The organism is Citrobacter sp. RHB21-C05, assembly GCF_013889015.1.
GTDB classification, from domain to species: Bacteria; Pseudomonadota; Gammaproteobacteria; order Enterobacterales; family Enterobacteriaceae; genus Citrobacter_A; species Citrobacter_A sedlakii.
The window spans coordinates 705,683-722,707 of the sequence record NZ_CP057611.1 but is presented as its reverse complement, the minus strand read 5'-3'; the positions used below and the strand labels follow the sequence as shown (position 1 = coordinate 722,707).

18 protein-coding genes and 3 tRNA genes are annotated in these 17,025 nt (G+C 53.7%); 9 read left to right on the top strand and 12 right to left on the bottom strand.

Features of this window, described 5'->3' with window-relative positions; genetic code table 11:
- Nucleotides 1-197 precede the first annotated feature (197 nt).
- Nucleotides 198-1,748, top strand: a complete 1,551-nt coding sequence (locus HVX72_RS03435; RefSeq protein ID WP_181822545.1) for a YjjI family glycine radical enzyme — start codon at nt 198-200, stop codon at nt 1,746-1,748.
- Nucleotides 1,720-2,583, top strand: coding sequence for a YjjW family glycine radical enzyme activase (locus tag HVX72_RS03430; protein ID WP_181822544.1), 864 nt, complete (start codon nt 1,720-1,722; stop codon nt 2,581-2,583). Before HVX72_RS03435 ends, HVX72_RS03430 begins: the two co-directional genes overlap by 29 nt.
- A 151-nt stretch (nt 2,584-2,734) precedes the next feature.
- Here the strand turns inward: HVX72_RS03430 and HVX72_RS03425 are convergent, their stop codons facing one another.
- From HVX72_RS03425 to HVX72_RS03390, 8 genes are all read right to left on the bottom strand, one after another.
- Entirely contained in the window at nt 2,735-3,511 is a 777-nt protein-coding gene (locus HVX72_RS03425) for a metal-dependent hydrolase (RefSeq protein ID WP_042292231.1), read from the bottom strand.
- Nucleotides 3,508-4,581 carry a patatin family protein gene (locus tag HVX72_RS03420; RefSeq protein WP_060569488.1) on the bottom strand — a complete coding sequence of 358 codons (1,074 nt, stop codon included), beginning with the start codon at nt 4,579-4,581 and terminating at the stop codon, nt 3,508-3,510. The genes HVX72_RS03425 and HVX72_RS03420 overlap by 4 nt, the downstream gene beginning before the upstream one ends.
- A 124-nt stretch (nt 4,582-4,705) precedes the next feature.
- A complete protein-coding gene (locus HVX72_RS03415) occupies nt 4,706-4,867 on the bottom strand; it encodes a DUF1328 family protein (protein ID WP_000490275.1) in 162 nt (53 codons plus the stop codon).
- A gap of 127 nt (nt 4,868-4,994) precedes the next feature.
- Nucleotides 4,995-5,612: a molecular chaperone OsmY gene (osmY, locus tag HVX72_RS03410; RefSeq protein ID WP_042292235.1), complete on the bottom strand. Its 618-nt coding sequence runs from the start codon at nt 5,610-5,612 to the stop codon at nt 4,995-4,997.
- 403 nt (nt 5,613-6,015) lie between these two features.
- Nucleotides 6,016-7,605 carry a peptide chain release factor 3 gene (gene prfC, locus HVX72_RS03405; protein WP_042292237.1) on the bottom strand — a complete coding sequence of 530 codons (1,590 nt, stop codon included), beginning with the start codon at nt 7,603-7,605 and terminating at the stop codon, nt 6,016-6,018.
- Nucleotides 7,606-7,696: 91 nt separating this feature from the next.
- Nucleotides 7,697-8,374 (bottom strand): pyrimidine 5'-nucleotidase, encoded by a 678-nt coding sequence (yjjG, locus tag HVX72_RS03400; protein WP_042292375.1) that lies wholly within the window; start codon nt 8,372-8,374, stop codon nt 7,697-7,699.
- A gap of 14 nt (nt 8,375-8,388) precedes the next feature.
- Nucleotides 8,389-8,835 carry a ribosomal protein S18-alanine N-acetyltransferase gene (gene rimI, locus HVX72_RS03395; protein ID WP_042292239.1) on the bottom strand — a complete coding sequence of 149 codons (447 nt, stop codon included), beginning with the start codon at nt 8,833-8,835 and terminating at the stop codon, nt 8,389-8,391.
- On the bottom strand, nt 8,804-9,217 hold the full coding sequence (locus tag HVX72_RS03390; RefSeq protein WP_042292241.1) for a DNA polymerase III subunit psi: 414 nt from the start codon (nt 9,215-9,217) through the stop codon (nt 8,804-8,806). Before HVX72_RS03390 ends, rimI begins: the two co-directional genes overlap by 32 nt.
- 102 nt (nt 9,218-9,319) lie before the next feature.
- On the opposite strand from HVX72_RS03390, the gene rsmC reads away from it, so the two are divergent.
- The 4 genes from rsmC to HVX72_RS03370 all read left to right on the top strand — a co-directional run bounded on the left by rsmC (nt 9,320) and on the right by HVX72_RS03370 (nt 10,887).
- Nucleotides 9,320-10,348, top strand: coding sequence for a 16S rRNA (guanine(1207)-N(2))-methyltransferase RsmC (gene rsmC, locus HVX72_RS03385; protein WP_181822543.1), 1,029 nt, complete (start codon nt 9,320-9,322; stop codon nt 10,346-10,348).
- Nucleotides 10,349-10,566: 218 nt separating this feature from the next.
- Nucleotides 10,567-10,653, top strand: a tRNA-Leu gene (locus tag HVX72_RS03380).
- Between the two features lie 28 nt (nt 10,654-10,681).
- A tRNA-Leu gene (locus HVX72_RS03375) sits at nt 10,682-10,768 on the top strand.
- A 32-nt stretch (nt 10,769-10,800) separates the two neighbouring features.
- Nucleotides 10,801-10,887 (top strand) — tRNA-Leu (locus tag HVX72_RS03370).
- Between the two features lie 37 nt (nt 10,888-10,924).
- Here HVX72_RS03370 and HVX72_RS03365 read toward each other — a convergent pair.
- Nucleotides 10,925-11,200: a DUF1435 domain-containing protein gene (locus tag HVX72_RS03365; protein WP_181823235.1), complete on the bottom strand. Its 276-nt coding sequence runs from the start codon at nt 11,198-11,200 to the stop codon at nt 10,925-10,927.
- A gap of 205 nt (nt 11,201-11,405) precedes the next feature.
- Here HVX72_RS03365 and HVX72_RS03360 point away from each other — a divergent pair, with 205 nt between their 5' ends.
- Entirely contained in the window at nt 11,406-12,470 is a 1,065-nt protein-coding gene (locus HVX72_RS03360) for a GGDEF domain-containing protein (RefSeq protein ID WP_181822542.1), read from the top strand.
- 113 nt (nt 12,471-12,583) lie between these two features.
- Nucleotides 12,584-13,372: a siderophore-iron reductase FhuF gene (gene fhuF / locus HVX72_RS03355; RefSeq protein WP_042292249.1), complete on the top strand. Its 789-nt coding sequence runs from the start codon at nt 12,584-12,586 to the stop codon at nt 13,370-13,372.
- A gap of 25 nt (nt 13,373-13,397) precedes the next feature.
- On the opposite strand, the gene HVX72_RS03350 is transcribed toward fhuF, so the two are convergent.
- Nucleotides 13,398-14,747: a PTS sugar transporter subunit IIC gene (locus HVX72_RS03350; protein ID WP_042292252.1), complete on the bottom strand. Its 1,350-nt coding sequence runs from the start codon at nt 14,745-14,747 to the stop codon at nt 13,398-13,400.
- Nucleotides 14,748-14,981: 234 nt separating this feature from the next.
- Here HVX72_RS03350 and HVX72_RS03345 point away from each other — a divergent pair, with 234 nt between their 5' ends.
- The gene (locus HVX72_RS03345; RefSeq protein ID WP_181822541.1) at nt 14,982-15,440 is read left to right on the top strand and encodes a YbaK/EbsC family protein; all 459 of its coding nucleotides are present in this window, start codon (nt 14,982-14,984) and stop codon (nt 15,438-15,440) included.
- A gap of 46 nt (nt 15,441-15,486) precedes the next feature.
- On the opposite strand, the gene bglJ is transcribed toward HVX72_RS03345, so the two are convergent.
- Nucleotides 15,487-16,119 carry a DNA-binding transcriptional activator BglJ gene (gene bglJ / locus HVX72_RS03340; RefSeq protein ID WP_060570311.1) on the bottom strand — a complete coding sequence of 211 codons (633 nt, stop codon included), beginning with the start codon at nt 16,117-16,119 and terminating at the stop codon, nt 15,487-15,489.
- Entirely contained in the window at nt 16,080-16,802 is a 723-nt protein-coding gene (locus HVX72_RS03335) for a response regulator transcription factor (RefSeq protein ID WP_060570312.1), read from the bottom strand. Before HVX72_RS03335 ends, bglJ begins: the two co-directional genes overlap by 40 nt.
- Nucleotides 16,803-17,025: the final 223 nt, after the last annotated feature.

The window sequence follows — 17,025 nt, the reverse complement described above, 5'->3', positions numbered from 1 at the left end:
CACCCGCGATTACACTTCGATATACATCACAGTTAATGAAAACTACGTACAAATTTGCATTACTGTAATGAGATCAAATTCAAATAAATGACCTCTTCTGCCGCGATCTTCTTCGCACAGGCGCATCAGGATCAAAAGCCGCGTCAGCACTTCTTTCTACAATGCCCGCACGCCCTTCGGCATAAAAAGGAATCACGATGACCACGAGCAACGAAACCGCGCTGCAACAGCGCTGCCAGCAAATCGTCACCAGCCCGGTGCTGAGCCCGGAGCAAAAACGGCACTTTCTGGCGCTGGAGGCCGAAAACAATTTGCCTTATCCCGCGCTGCCCGCCGGGGCGCGCCAGGCGCTGGACGACGGGGTCATTTGCGATATGTTTGAAGGCCACGCGCCGTTCAAGCCCCGCTATGTGCTCCCCGATTACGCCCGTTTTCTGCGCAATGGCTCCGCCTGGCTGGAACTGGAAGGCGCGCAGGATCTGGACGATGCGCTGTCGTTACTGACCATCCTTTATCATCATGTGCCGTCGGTAACCTCCATGCCGGTTTACCTCGGTCAGCTTGATGCGCTGTTGCAAGCTTATGTTAAAATTCTAACACAAGACGCGATCGATATTCGAATAAAACGTTTCTGGCGCTATCTCGACAGAACCCTGCCAGACGCGTTTATGCATGCCAATATCGGTCCTGCCGATACTCCCATTACCCGGGCGATTTTACGTGCTGACGCAGAGCTAAAGCAGGTTGCGCCAAACCTGACCTTTATCTACGATCCAGACGTCACCCCGGACAATCTGCTGTTGGCGGTGGCAGAAAACATTTGTGAATGCAGTAAGCCGCATATTTCCAATGGCCCGGCGAATGATAAAATTTTCACAAAAGGGCAGTACGGCGTGGTGAGCTGTTACAACTCGCTGCCGCTTGGAGGCGGCGGCAGCACGCTGGTGCGTCTTAACCTGAAGGCCGTGGCGGAGCGCAGCAGCTCTGTTGATGACTTCTTCACAAATGCGCTTCCTTACTATTGCCGCCAGCAAATCGCCATCATTGATGCCCGATGTGAATTCCTCTATGAAAAATCACATTTCTTTGAGAATAGCTTCCTCGTGCAGGAAGGACTGATCGATCCACAACGTTTTGTGCCCATGTTCGGTATGTACGGTCTGGCGGAAGCGGTAAACCTGCTGTGCGAAAAAGCGGGCATGCGTGCGCGCTACGGAAAAGCGGAAGCGGCTAACGAACTGGGCTATCGCATCAGCGCTCAACTGGCGGAATTTGTCGAGAATACGCCGGTAAAATATGGCTGGAAGCAGCGCGCAATGCTGCATGCACAGTCAGGGATTAGCTCTGACGTTGGCACCACACCGGGCGCGCGTCTGCCCTATGGCGACGAGCCGGACCCGATCAGCCATCTGCAAGCCGTCGCGCCGCATCACGTCCATTATCATTCCGGGATCAGCGACATACTGACCCTGGACGAAACCATCAAACGCAATCCACAGGCGCTGGTGCAGTTGTGCCTCGGCGCGTTTAAGGCCGGGATGCGCGAATTTACCGCTAACGTCAGCGGCAACGATCTGGTCCGGGTGACTGGCTACATGGTGCGCCTGTCGGATCTGAAAAAGTATCGCGCTGAAGGTTCCCGTACCAATACCACCTGGCTGGGTGAAGAGGCCGCGCGCAATACGCGTATTCTGGAACGACAACCCCGGGTGATCGGTCATGAACAGCAGATGCGCTTCAGTCAGTAAGCTGATCCCCTTCTCCTGCGTTGACGGGCCCGGAAGTCGTCTGGCCCTGTTTTTACAGGGCTGTAATCTGCGCTGTAAAAACTGCCACAATCCATGGACGATGGGACGCTGTAACCACTGCGGCGAGTGCGTGGCGCAGTGTCCACACCAGGCGCTGAGCGTCAGCGACGGAAAAGTCATCTGGCACGCCGAACATTGCCAGCAGTGCGACGCCTGTCTGAAGATGTGTCCGCAACAGGCGACGCCGATGGCGCAGAGCATGAGCATTGACCAGATGCTGACCCACATCCGCAAGGCCGCGCCGTTTATTGAAGGCATTACCGTTAGCGGCGGCGAAGCCACGACCCAGCTGCCGTTTATCCTTGAACTGTTCACCGCGATGAAAGGCGATCCGCAACTGGCATCGCTGAGTTGCCTGGTGGACAGCAACGGGCAGCTTAGCGAAACCGGCTGGCTGAAACTGCTGCCAGTGTGTGAAGGCGTGATGCTCGACCTTAAAGCCTGGAGCAGCGAATGCCACAGGCGGCTTACCGGTCGCGATAACGCGCAGATTAAGCATAGTATCGTGTGGCTGGCAGAGCGTGGAAAGCTGGCGGAACTGCGGCTGCTGGTGATTCCGGGACGGGTGGATTATATGCAGCATGTCGATGCGCTCGCCGCGTTCATCCGACAGCTTGGCGATGTGCCGGTGAGGCTAAACGCCTTTCACGCGCACGGGACGCATGGCGAAGCCAGGACATGGGCAAGCGCAACGCCAGAGGACGTAGAGCAACTGGCCGATGCCCTGCGCGAGCGCGGCGTAGAAAAATTGCGCTTTCCTGCGTTATATCTGTGAATATGCCGGGGGCGCATGGAGCATATAGCGTGCGGCATCTGGCTCCAGGATATTCTCAACGTTGTCACATCAGCAACAGGTTGCGTTCACCCTACGGGAAGTGCTTCTCTACCTCTTCAGCACATTTGAACACTGAGCAGCGACAACGATATTACACATCAAACAACGCCGTGGTATTGCGGTACAACGCGTCAGCGATCACGTCCGCAGGTTCCGGGCGCAGTTCGCAAAGCGCATCAAACACCTTAGCCGCCTGTTCCGGGCGGTTTGGCTGGCCCTGAAAACCATTAAGCGGCATGTCCGGGGCATCGGTTTCCAGCAGTAGCGCCGTCAGCGGCAGTTGCGCTATCACGTCGCGGGTTTTGCTGGCGCGCGGATAGGTGATCGTGCCGCCGACGCCAATCCGGTAACCCAGTTGCACGAAACGCTCGGCTTGCTGAAAACTGCCGGCAAAGCCGTGGACTACGCCGGTGCGCGGCAGGTTCTGACGCTTCAGATGCATCGCCAGCTTGTCATGGGTGCGACGGGAATGGAGGATCACTGGCAGATCGTAGCGTTTTGCCAGCTTTAGCTGCGCCTCCAGGATCTGTTCCTGCCTGTCGAACCGCGGGTCGTCGCGAAACAGATCCAGGCCGATCTCTCCCACCGCCACCACTTTTGCCGGACGATCGTCCAGAACCTGCTGTAAGCGTTCCAGACCGTCATCCGCATGCTGTTCGATCACTATCGGGTGTAGCCCCAGCGCGGCGTATAGCGGTACGAAGCGTTCTGCCAGCGCCAGTACGCGGGCAAAATTGGCCGCCTCTGTCGCTGGCACAATGATCTTCTCAATACCCGCTGCGCAAGCCCGCTGCAGGCTGGCGCGCTCATCGCCGGTAAACGGCGGAAAATCAAAGTGACAATGGGTATCGATAAAACGCAAACTCACGCCAGATCCTCATCAGTAAACAGTGTGTCATTGGCCTGCGGCGCTGCTGACACCGCCGCCACATGGGTATCGTTGGCGACCGGTGCGGGAGGCACCACCACCGGGCCAGGCGTGACAATTTTCGGAAGATGCCGCAGCAAAGGCGGCTCTTCGGCCAGCATTTTACCGACCGTGGCGAGAAAATAACGGCCACATAGCCGCCCGACTTTATAATCTTCGCGCAACGCCGGAATGCGGCTGCCCAACGCCATGCTTTTTAATGGCTTCGGCGGATAAATTTCAAAAAGACGGATCCTGCCCGGCGGCTTTTCAATGAAACGCTGGATGTCGGTGTAACTTGCCTCATGATGCTGCACCAGATTCACCAGCGGCTGCAGGCTGCTCTCGCCCAGCCAGCGCTCCATGCGCTTGAACCATTGCGGCGTGTAATACATTTGCGACGGCACGGTGCGGATCACCACCACCGTTTGCGCCCCTTGTTTCACTGCTTCGCGAACCGGGATCGCATCGCTAATCCCACCGTCCAGGTAGCTGACCCCTTCCAGCGACACCCCGGTGCGATAAAAACCGGGGATTGCGCTCGACGCGCGAATGATATCCAGCCAGTTCTGCTTCGTCGGCGTGAAGTAACCGGGCGTATAGTCGTCGCCACGGCAGGCGCACATATAAAAATGTTTGCCGCTGTCGAACAGCCGGGCGGCAGTATCCATTTGCAGCGGCATCTGGCTGGCGGTCGCCTCCACCAGCCAGTCAAGATCGATAAGATTGCCTCCACGCACAAAGCGCAACGGATCAAAAAATTCTTTGCGCGTGGTGTAACGCATGATGACTTTGCGCCCATAGCCAGGCTGATTACAGAGGTAGGCTGAAAGATTTTGCGCGCCTGCGGAGGTGCCGTAGTAGAGATCGAACGGATTAAACTGCGCGCGCATAAATTCATCCAGCACGCCTGCGGTAAAGATGCCGCGCTGTCCTCCGCCTTCACACACCAGCGCCAGGCGGCCCGGCTTGAACGGTCTTAATGACAACGGCGCAATATTGCCGAGCGTGACGGGTATACGCTGCCCCACCTCTGCCTTCCTGTTATTGTTATGCTTAAGGGAGCCAAAGTAACGCAAATTGACCGCGGCGAAAACAGAAAAAGCCAGTCCACTGGACTGGCTTCGTTGCAAGTTAGCGTTACGCTTTCACGCACTAGGGTCGTTTACGGCCCATAAACAGGCTGACCAGGAACAGGATGATACCGACGACGAAAACAATTTTCGCTGCGCCTGCAGCTGTACCTGCCAGTCCACCAAATCCCAGAGCGGCGGCAATTAACGCGATAACCAGAAATATAATGCCCCAACGAAACATAAGCCTCTCCTTTACCATAGTTAATGTCGACCGCTTGTTATGAGCGCTCAGGCTACTCATTCGCGATATTTTTAGTGTGGTGCACATTACGCCTCCCGACAAATGTCAGGAGGTCGAATACGAAGAATTACTGAGCTTTCAGATCGTTCTTGACGCTTTTCACGCCATCAACGGCTTTTGCGATGCTCTCAGCGCGATCGATTTGCGCCTGCGACTCTACGGTTCCGGACAGCTGGACAACACCATCGGTGGTTTCCACTTTCACTTTTCGGGAAGGAACAATGTCATCCGCCAGCAGTTTGGCTTTGATTTCACTGGTGGTTGCCGTATCACCGGCATAGCCTTTCACTGAACTCTCTTTACCGTCGCGAACGTGCAGTTTGTCGCTCACCGAGGTCACGCCTTCCACGCCTTTCGCCACTTTCACGGCTTCTTCAGCCTGTGCCTGACTTTCGACGAAGCCGCTCAGGGTCACCACTTTCTGATCGGTTTTGACAGAAATATCGGTGCTCTTAATATTTTCATGATCCACCAGTGCCGCTTTTACTTTTGCGGTAATGGCGCTGTCATCCATGAAATTACCGACTTTATTCATAGAGCTATCGACTTTTTGCCCTGCGCTTTCGGCCCCGGCTTGCGCTTTGTCCATGGTAGCGTTTTCTGCATATGCAGAACCCGTCGCCACAGCAGACGTCAGCATTACGGCCAGCAGAGTTTTAGAAATCTTCAGTCTTGTCATAGTCATCGATCTATTCCTGTATGTTTGCTCGTAATTTGAGCTCCGGCAACACGGGGTTGCATTGCTGAATGGGGTGACAAAACATCACCCAGTCAGAAGTCAATGGCAGCGGTCACATTCACAACGCGTGAAGCAGTGCTGTCGAAGGCCCTTCCGTTTCAGTTATTAATATCGTGGCTACAATCAACATCAGCTTTAAGCACTCCACTTCACGCATTGAACGGTATTTAAAGCCAATATTTATGTCATCACTTTGTTAAATATAGATCACAATTTTGAAATCGCGCGGGGAATTGCGCAAAAAATCGGCAAACATAAGCAAAAGAGAGGGATTTAAGAACATTCCGCAAGGGACTAAAAAGGCAGGGAAAGTGGCAGAGCGCAGCATTGCCGCGCTCTGAGAGGGAGATTAGTGCTCGCGAGTCTTACGGAACTGAACATCAGGATAACGTTCCTGCGTCAGGTTGAGGTTAACCATCGTTGGCGCAATGTAGGTGAGGTTGTCACCGCCATCCAGCGCCAGTTGAACTTCATTTTTACGTTTAAACTCTTCGAACTTCTTCGCGTCAGCGCATTCCACCCAGCGAGCAGTCGCCACGTTGACGGATTCATAAATCGCTTCAACGTTGTATTCGCTCTTCAGACGCGCAACCACCACGTCAAACTGCAGCACACCGACCGCGCCGACGATCAGATCGTTGTTGGCGATAGGGCGGAACACTTGCACCGCGCCCTCTTCCGACAGCTGGACCAGCCCTTTCAACAGCTGTTTCTGCTTGAGCGGATCTTTGAGGCGGATGCGGCGGAACAGTTCCGGCGCGAAGTTCGGGATACCGGTGAACTTCATCATCTCACCCTGAGTAAAGGTGTCGCCGATCTGAATGGTGCCGTGGTTATGCAGGCCAAGAATATCCCCCGGATACGCTTCTTCAACGTGTGAACGATCGCCAGCCATGAAGGTCAGCGCATCAGAAATCACCACGTCTTTACCGATGCGCACCTGACGCATTTTCATGCCTTTTTCATATTTTCCGGAAACGACGCGCATAAACGCCACGCGGTCGCGGTGTTTCGGATCCATGTTGGCCTGAATCTTAAAGACAAAGCCAGTGAACTTCTCTTCTTTGGCTTCCACGGTGCGGGTGTCGGTTTGACGCGGCATCGGCGCTGGCGCCCACTCCACCAGACCGTCCAGCATGTGGTCAACGCCAAAGTTACCCAGCGCGGTACCAAAGAAGACCGGCGTGATTTCCCCGGCGAGGAACAGTTCTTTGTCGAATTCGTTAGACGCGCCCTGCACCAGTTCCAGTTCATCGCGCAGCTGCTGCGCCAGATCGTCCCCCACAGCGGCGTCGAGATCCGGGTTGTTCAGCCCTTTAACAATGCGCACTTCCTGAATGGTATGGCCTTTCCCTGTCTGGTACAGATACGTTTCGTCTTTATAGAGGTGATACACCCCCTTGAACAGCTTGCCGCAACCGATCGGCCAGGTGATCGGCGCACAGCCAATTTTCAGCTCGTTCTCAACTTCGTCCAGCAGTTCCATCGGGTCGCGGATGTCGCGGTCGAGCTTGTTCATAAAGGTCAGGATCGGCGTATCGCGCAGACGGGTGACCTCCATCAGCTTACGCGTGCGATCCTCGACGCCTTTCGCGGCGTCGATAACCATCAGACAGCAGTCCACTGCCGTCAGCGTGCGGTAAGTATCTTCCGAGAAGTCTTCGTGCCCCGGGGTGTCCAGCAGGTTTACCAGGCAGTCGTGATACGGAAACTGCATTACTGAGGTGGTAATAGAGATACCACGCTGCTTTTCCATTTCCATCCAGTCGGATTTCGCGTGCTGGCTGGAACCACGGCCTTTAACGGTACCCGCCGTCTGGATAGCCTGTCCGAACAGCAGCACCTTCTCGGTGATGGTGGTTTTACCGGCGTCCGGGTGAGAAATAATGGCAAAAGTGCGGCGCTTGGCCACCTCCTGCAAATAAGGAGACAACGTCATAATTCATTCTTCTTGGTAAGCGCGGCGTCGCGCCGCGCATGTTGAATACGAAAAATTGCGGCTATTTTACCCATCAACGGGGGGGAGGCAATCAGTGTTTACACAGGAGTTGCTCCAGTTCGGCTAATGACGTCACGGTCCAGGTCGGTTGTATGCCTTCTGGCTGCTCGCGATGATGCGCATTCAACCAGCATGTCGCCAGCCCGGCATTGATACCGCCGAGGATATCAGATGCCGGGGTATCGCCCACCATCAGTACCCGGGAACGGTCCGGATTACCGGCCTGCGCCAGCGCGTAATCGAAAATCTTCGGGTCCGGCTTCGCCACGCCAACTTCTTCCGAGATGACCAGCAAATCAAAATAATCGCGCAGACCGGTCCGCTCTAAACGGATCTGTTGCAGGGCGGTAAAACCGTTGGTGATGATGCCAAGCCGGGCATTGCCGCGCAGGGCATTAAGCAGCGACACAGCGCCTGGTAGCGGTGCGCAGATCTCCGCCATCGCATTTATAAAGGCGTCATTAAGCTGCCCCGGCGCCACGTTGAGCCGTTCCGCCCAGCTTTGAAACCGGGCATGCTGAAGCTGTAATGAGGTGATCGCGCCGTTTTGGTAATCCACCCACAGTGGTTTATTGACGGCCTGATAGTCCTGAAAATCCTCAGCGGTAAAGGTGATGCTATAGTCGAGAAACATCCGCTGTAAGCCGGTAAACGAGTCAAACGTAAACAGCGTTTCGTCGGCATCAAAGAAAATCCAGTCCCACTTCATCATTACACCTTCTCTTACATACTGATTGGCAGTGCCATTATGATGGCGTCCTCGCGACCGTCGGCGGTCGGGTAGTAGTTGCGGCGAATCGTTGCCTCGTTGAAGCCTAAGCTTTCATACAGTGCGATGGCGGCAACGTTGGAGGCGCGAACCTCCAGCCACAGCGTCAGGACGCCGCGTTTTTCCAGCTCATCAATGAGGTGTTCCAGCAGCGCTTTCCCTACGCCCTGACGCTGAAAGTCGGGATCGACCGCGATATTGAACAGCGTCGCTTCATCGACTACCACCTGCGTGATGGCAAATGCGGCCATGCGTCCGTCTATCGTCAACTGATAGTTGAGATAACGTTCCCCCTGATTACTGGTAAATGTCTGTTCACTCCAGGGAAACGCGTGGGCGCGCTTTTCAATCTGAAACGCCGCGGGTAAGTCACGCTGGCTGAGGGAAGAAATCGTGTTCATGTGTGCAGATTTGTCGCCATAACGCGGCGCGCGCGGGCGCGCTGGTTTGTAGTTCATTAAATGAAGGCGTTGAAATCACCGCCCCTTCCAGCGTGACGGGCGCATCGTTGCCGAGACGCCAGCAGTGGCAGCGGCTCCCCTGCGGCAGCATGACCACGCGGTCGGGCGTCAACGGTAATACCTGATCCGGCGTCAGGCGCAGCGCGCGAAGAATATCGCGCATCAGCGGTTCCGTCAGCGCGGGGAGATCGTCGCCAACGATCACCAGGCTGACGTGCCGGGGAAGCGTAATCGCAATCTCGCCCTGTAAAGCGCCAGGGCGACGCAGTGACCACTGGGTGATACCCAACTGTTGCAATTGCCAGTCTCGCCGCGATGTCATGTAAAACGCTCCTGTCTGTCAAGGGCGCAAATATAGCAAATTCATCGAAACTGCGCCAATTACGCTCTATAATCCCCGGCTGATTAACTTAAGGAGCCTTCCATGTCTGCTTTTACCCCGGCAAGTGAAGTCTTGCTGCGCCACAGTGATGATTTCGAACAAAGCCGTATTCTGTTTGCCGGAGATTTGCAGGATGACCTGCCCGCGCGTTTTGCCAGCGCCGCCAGCCGTGTGCATACCCAACAGTTTCACCACTGGCAGGAGCTAAGCGGCCAGATGGGCGACAGCGCCCGTTTTAGCCTGGTAGCCCAGGCTGAAGATGTGGCCGACAGCGATACGCTGATCTACTACTGGCCGAAAAACAAACCGGAAGCCCAGTTCCAGCTGATGAATCTGCTGTCGCTGTTACCGGTGGGCACCGATATTTTTGTCGTTGGCGAAAACCGCAGCGGCGTGCGCAGCGCTGAACAGATGCTGGCGGACTTTGCGCCGCTGAACAAAGTCGACAGCGCCCGTCGCTGCGGTCTGTATCATGGCCGTCTGGAAAAACAGCCGGTCTTTGACGCAGAAAAATACTGGGGCGAATACGCCGTTGACGGCCTGACCATCAAAACCCTGCCGGGGGTGTTTAGCCGCGATGGTCTGGATGTGGGCAGCCAGTTGCTGCTTTCCACCCTGACGCCGCATACCAAGGGTAAAGTGCTGGATGTCGGCTGTGGCGCTGGCGTGCTTTCCGTCGCGCTGGCCAGCCACTCGCCGAAGGTGCGCTTAACCCTGTGCGACGTTAGCGCACCCGCGGTTGAAGCCAGCCGCGCAACGCTTGCCGCCAACGGCATTGAGGGTGAGGTGTTTGCCAGCAACGTCTTTTCTGAAGTGAAGGGTCGGTTTGACATGATCATCTCCAACCCACCGTTCCACGACGGTATGCAGACCAGCCTGGATGCGGCGCAGGCGCTGATTCGCGGCGCAGTGCGCCACCTGAACAGCGGCGGCGAGTTGCGTATCGTCGCTAACGCCTTCCTGCCCTATCCACAGGTGCTGGACGACACCTTTGGCTTCCATGAGGTCATCGCTCAGACCGGTCGCTTTAAGGTCTACCGTACCGTTATGACCCGCCAGGCGAAGAAATAGTCTGGTCATCCCTGGCTGGATTAAGGTGTCTGCGCACCGTCCGGTATGGTTTACAGATGCCGGATAACGCGTTGTTTATCCGGCCTGCGTTCAACGCTACGGTTAGCGCCCATTTTTCCAGCAATTGAGCTTGCGTGCGCAATTAACTATTGACGAAAAGCTGAAAACCACTAGAATGCGCCTCCGTGGTAGCGATTCTTTTCAAGAATCGATGGTATGCGAAGGTGGCGGAATTGGTAGACGCGCTAGCTTCAGGTGTTAGTGTCCTTACGGACGTGGGGGTTCAAGTCCCCCCCCTCGCACCATAATCCACGTTGATATTGCTCGCACTGGGCGAAGGTGGCGGAATTGGTAGACGCGCTAGCTTCAGGTGTTAGTGTTCTTACGGACGTGGGGGTTCAAGTCCCCCCCCTCGCACCAACGAGGCGATATCAAAAAAGTAAGATGACTGTGCGAAGGTGGCGGAATTGGTAGACGCGCTAGCTTCAGGTGTTAGTGTCCTTACGGACGTGGGGGTTCAAGTCCCCCCCCTCGCACCAATTATCTTACGGCCTTCCTTCTGCTGTTCCCTGTTGTTTATCCCTGATTCAAATTCATCATTACCAGCATCATTCCACCGATCAACGCAACGCATGATGGCAACAGAACAAAATGCCGCAGGTGTTTGTGATACAGCATCACCGGAGTGAGTAATAGCCCTAATACAATAATGGTCTTCCAGACCTCAAGGGAAAGATCGGCAAACGCCAGTCCGGCAATCACGATCCCCGGCAGTAATACTCCCCAACCACTGCCCAGCGCCCGTTGCAACATGGTTTCACCTCTAACAATGATAATGATAACCAATATCATATGATAAACTTTCTCATTTGTCAGCACACCGTTGCACACCCTGACATCAGCTTTACTTAAGCATTGATGACATGAATTCTTTAAGGTGATAAATTGCGCAGCGGTAAACATAGAAAGTAAATACCTCTTACTTTGAGCGAGCGACTTCTCGCTTTTTTCACGTGGCCTGAACAGTGTAATTGTTAGATAAATAATGAATTAAGACATGACTGCACAATCCTGGCTTTCCCTGCGCGCTAAAAAATATCAGCTCTCTCTCCGTCTGTTTTTGTTTCTTAACGCCGTTTCCGCTTTGTTTGCTATTGCTTATCCGATCTATCAGATTAAAACCGTCTCAGTGCCGGGTATTGTTATTCTGGCGCTGAGCGCGGCCCTCCTCGCGTGGCACGGTAGATACGCCAATAAAAGGATTAATTTACCGATCGTTTCTTTCGCGTTTGGCGGGCTATGGGCGGCGCATATTACGTTGAAATACACCGAGCTCCCGTCTCCGGACGACACTTTCCTGCTGATGGCGCTGCTGACTGTTTTATTCATCGGATCTATTTCATTTGCCAATAATATTGTCGCTTTTACGCTTCACTCGCTGCCCTCCGTACTGGTCTGCCTGTGGTTAAACGGCAATGAACAGGGCCTGCGGATCCTCTATTTCCTGGCGTTGCCCATGGCGGGAGTGGCGATTCAGCATGCAATCCAAAAACGTTACGATGATTTCGCCCAGCAGCTGATGTACAAACTGTTGGCGGAAAAAGAGACGTTGAACGACCTCAGCATGCTCGATCCTTTAACGGGGTTATACAACCGGCGGGGACTTCAACACCGTCTGGAGACCCTTCTTGAGACGGATACCGATGAGCATTACGTGTTGCTGATCGATATCGACCATTTCAAAGCCTACAACGACCATTACGGACACATGATGGGCGATCAGGCGCTGATGCGCGTATCCGCGGCTATTCGCGACGCCGTACGTTCGCGTGATGTGGTTGCTCGCTTTGGCGGCGAGGAATTTATGGTTTTGCTGACGGCAGCCGATCCGCAGCAGGCGCATGCCGCCGCTGAGCGTATTCGTCAAAGCGTGTATGACCTTAAGATCCCACACATGTTTAATGAAAGCGTCGCGACCAACGTCACGATCAGTATCGGTATCGCGCCGCTGACAGGCAGAGAGATCGAAAGCGCCATTAGCAGTGCGGACAAAGCGCTTTATAAAGCCAAGCATCTGGGACGTAACCATATTTTAGCCAGCAGCGATCCCGGTATCGCCTGACGCGGCGTGGTGTAATCGTGCGGCGTGAGAAGCAAGCCTGACAAAGCGCTTGCTATCGGTTATGCCTATAGCTAGGATTAGCAATCATTATCATTTAGATTATTATCCAGACTATGGCTTATCGTTCCGCATCCGTCATTGATAACGTCATCTGGCGAACGCCTCTGCAGCCGCAGCGCCCTTCGCTGGCGGAGGCCGTACGCGCAACTATCGCCCAGACACGCGAACACCTGCTGGATTTCATTCGTCTGGACGAACCTGCTCCCCAGTCTGCTATGACTCTGGCGCAATGGTGTCGACCAAATGAGCTGCAGTCATTGTTGGCGGTCTATTCCGACCATATTTATCGCAACCAGCCCACGCAGCCGCGAGAAAACAAGCCACTGCTATCGCTGTGGGCGCAGTGGTATATCGGTCTGATGGTGCCGCCGCTGATGCTTGCCTTATTAACGCAGGAAACGGCCATTGATGTCTCTCCCGAGCATGTGCACGTGGAGTTTCATGAAACGGGTCGCGCCGCGTGCTTCTGGATTGACGTTCATCCGGATCGTCAGGCGACGGAATGCTCTCCGCAGATGCGCATTGAAATCCTGATCAAACAGGCGCTAACGCCTGTCGTCCAGGCTCTTGAGGCCACGGGCGAAATTAACGGTAAACTCATCTGGAGCAATACCGGTTACCTTATTCACTGGTACCTCAACGAGATGAAACCGCTGCTTGGCGAAGAGTTACTTCACGCGCTTCGCCATGCCTGCTTCTTCGAAAAACAGCTTTCCTGCGGCACTGATAACCCACTCTGGCGGACCGTTGTCCCGCGCGAAGGCGTACTGGTACGCCGCACGTGCTGCCAACGATACCGCCTGCCCGACGTGCAGCAATGCGGCGACTGCACGCTGAAATAAGCCGGGAGCTTTCGCTCCCGGACCGTTATAACGCAATCTGCTCGCTTTCGGCGTCAGTTCGCTGCGCTTCTTCCGCTTCCTGCGCCAGTAACTGCTTCTCATATACCTTAAAGAAGGGGAAGTAGATAATGGCGGAGACCAGCGCCAACAGCACCACCAGGATCGCCGCGCGATAATCCCAGCCTAATGCCCATGCCGCCCCCACCGGCGCAGGCGCCGTCCACGGCACCACCGAAATCACCCGACCAATCAGATCAAACTGCATGGCTGCCCATGCGATGATGGCGTTAACCATTGGCGCCAGCAGAAAAGGAATGAAGAACACTGGATTCATCACGATGGGCGTACCAAATATCACCGGTTCGTTGATATTGAAGATGCTGGGCACCACGCTTAAACGACCAATCGAACGCAGATGTACGGAACGGCTGCGAAGGTAACAAATCACCAGCCCCATCGTCGCTCCTGAACCGCCAATGACAATGAAGAAGGTCCAGAACGCCTCCATAAAAATGTGCGGTAACGGCGCGCCCTGCGCCAGCGCCGTCTGGTTCATGCCGAGATTGGTCAGCCAGAACATTTGCAGCATCCCGGAGACGATCGCCGCGCCATGGATGCCCGCAAACCACAGCAGATGCCCAATCAGCACCGCCAATAAAATTGCCGGCAACGAATCGGCTGCCGAAACCAGGGGTTTAAAGATGGCCATGATCGCCTGCGGGATCAACATGTCGAACTGCGCCTGGATCAGCAAGCTGAGTGGATACAACGTCAACACAACGACCAGCACGGGGATCAACAGATCGAAGGAGTTTTTGATCATCGGCGGCACCTGATCCGGTAAGCGAATCCCGATGTTATGCGTCTTCAGAAAACGCATCATCTCAACGCAATAAATCGCCACCAGAATCGCCGTAAAAATACCTGTACCGCCAAGACTGTCAACCGGCAACGTCCCCTTCGTTTTTGGCGCGGCGATCAATAAAAAAGCCATAATCGCCAGCATTGCGCACATAAAGGGATCAAGCTGATGTGACTTCGCATAGTGTTTTCCGAGGTTGTACGCAATCGCCGCGCAGATGTAGATAGACATGATCCCCATCGTCATATCGAACGGGGTAAGGATTTGTCCTTCAAACTGCTTTGCCAGATCCAACCAGCCTCTGGCAAAACCCCAGGTGGTGTCGGGGGAAAACGGCGGATAGGCGAAAACCAACAGAAACGATCCAACAATCATAAACGGCATCGCAGAAATAAAGCCGTCGCGAATAGCCATGACATGACGTTGTGAGGAAATACGCCCCGCGACAGGGCTGACGTAGTTTTCGACGAACCGGAAAATCACATTAAAGACTGCATGGTTGGTAGATTTCATAAGTGGCTCTTTTTATGTGATACAGAGGAAGTGACAACTGCAGTATTAATCGCCCTTCCCCGTACTGCAACCGGTTACGGTAACCGGTTTCCGTGAATGTGAAGAGGATCGAAAAAACGTCTATGTTACTGGTTTGTTACATTAAAATATTTACAGAGGCGCCTGTCTTATGACAAATTACGCCAGCGGTTTTGCACACACTGGAAAACCGTCGAATGGTGTCAGGAGAAAAGAATGAGTTTGCAATCCGTACGGCAGTTTCTGGCCGAACATGCGCCCGATATTGAAATCATTGAATTAGACCAAAGCACCGCCACGGTTGATCTCGCGGCAAAAGCGCACAATGTGCAACCGGGACAGATCGCAAAAACCCTGTCGCTAAAAGTCAAAGACATGATCGTACTGATCGTCGCGAAAGGCGACGCGCGACTGGACAATAAAAAACTTAAAAGTACCTTTGGCGCGAAGGCCCGAATGCTCAGTTGTGATGAAGTGGTGAACGCGACGGGTCACCCGGTTGGCGGCGTTTGCCCGTTTGGCCTGGAGACGCCGTTACCGGTTTATTGTGATGTGTCGCTAAAGACGTATACCGAAGTGCTTCCCGCCGCTGGCGCAATCCATAGCGCTATCCGCATTTCACCAGAACGGATGGCTGAACTGACCTCAGCGACCTGGGTGGATGTCTGCCAGTGAAGGTCAACCGTACGCATTACTCTTAAGAGAAGCGCGATTCCCGCGCCTACAGCAGAATATCCGCCGCGTTCAGCAAACCGGCGTCCGAACTGACGCCCAGTTTCGACATCACATTAAATTTATGCGCCCGAATGGTTTTAATATTTCGCTCAAGCTCAACGGCGATTTCAGGCATAGAGTAACCGTGGGACATAAAACGCAAAATTTCACGCTCAGTAGGGCTGAGCATCCGGCTCTGTGTGAGATACCAGAGATTATGATTACTTTCATTAATTCGGCGGGTACCGCTAAGCGCCGTAAATAATGCTTCCTGTAATACCGGCAGCGACGCCTCTTTACTGAGAACGCCGTCCAGCGGCGACGGCGACAGCGCGCCGATTAATCGCGCTTCGACGTTATCATCGGCAATCACCAGACGTCGCATACGGGGAAAATTGGTGGCCAGTTCAGCCAGACACATTAACCCCATCCGGCGATCTTTTCTGATTGAAGAAAGCGAGAAAATAACGGCAGAAAATGTCGTTGTGTTCATCGCCTGTAGAAATTCATCTCGTGTCGAGTAAAGGTGCAGTTTATAGTGATATTCAGTATTTGTTTTAAATAAATCCTGAATACCAATACCGCTCATAACACATTTTTCTATGAGTGCGACATTTCCCGCATAGCTTCGGTTTTCCATTCTGGCGTATCTCCATATACAGAAGGTAAATTCAGCTCTCTCGCTCCTTGAGAACTGTTAATCCAGGCGTACATCTCAGCGTTGCTGTTGATTGATAAACGGCGCATCGCGCTATTTTTCTGGGCGCTGATGGTTTTATTACTTTTCTTTAGCAGCATCGCGATCTGATTGATGCCCCATCCCTTGCCTAACAAGCGCAGCACTTTTCGCTCGGAGAGCGTTAAAATAATAGAACGCGAACCAAATTCCGCGTGCTCGACGTGTTCTGGCGACAGCAACGTTTTGCTCACGCTGTCAGGATGTTTGCTGCCTGCACGCAAGGTGTTGACCAGGTTTTCAATCGGTTCCACATCGGACAGCAGCGTACTGGATGGGCACATTAGCAATTCCACCGCCTGCGGATACCAGGCGCGTGAGACGAGAAAAACCCAATGAATATCGCGATACTGAGAGATCAGGGTGGAGAACTGTTCACAGATAGTGCGCGGATGGCGGCACTCTCCGGTAAGATCGGCGATGACAACGTTAGAACGACGAAGTTGTAATAACGTAAGTTCGTCGACAGCGCGACAGGTGGAGACGTCATATTCCGGGAAATGCCGATGCATCACCCCATTCAGTCCAGCCTGAATGACCGGTACTTTGCTGATAATAATTCCGTTTTTGCAGCATCCTGGCAACATATATCCTCCACATCCCATAGCCGTTATCGCCCTGTTATTTTTGCAATTTGCGCAGAAAAACATTATTCAACGCAATACAAATAAACATAACAATAATCAGTATGAATTGTTAATCCCTGGTTTTCTTTCAGAATTCATATGGGCGATTATACAACTATCCACGTAGTATAATGCAATCCTGCCCCGTCAATATTTAACCATAAATCCAGAATGAGACATTAAA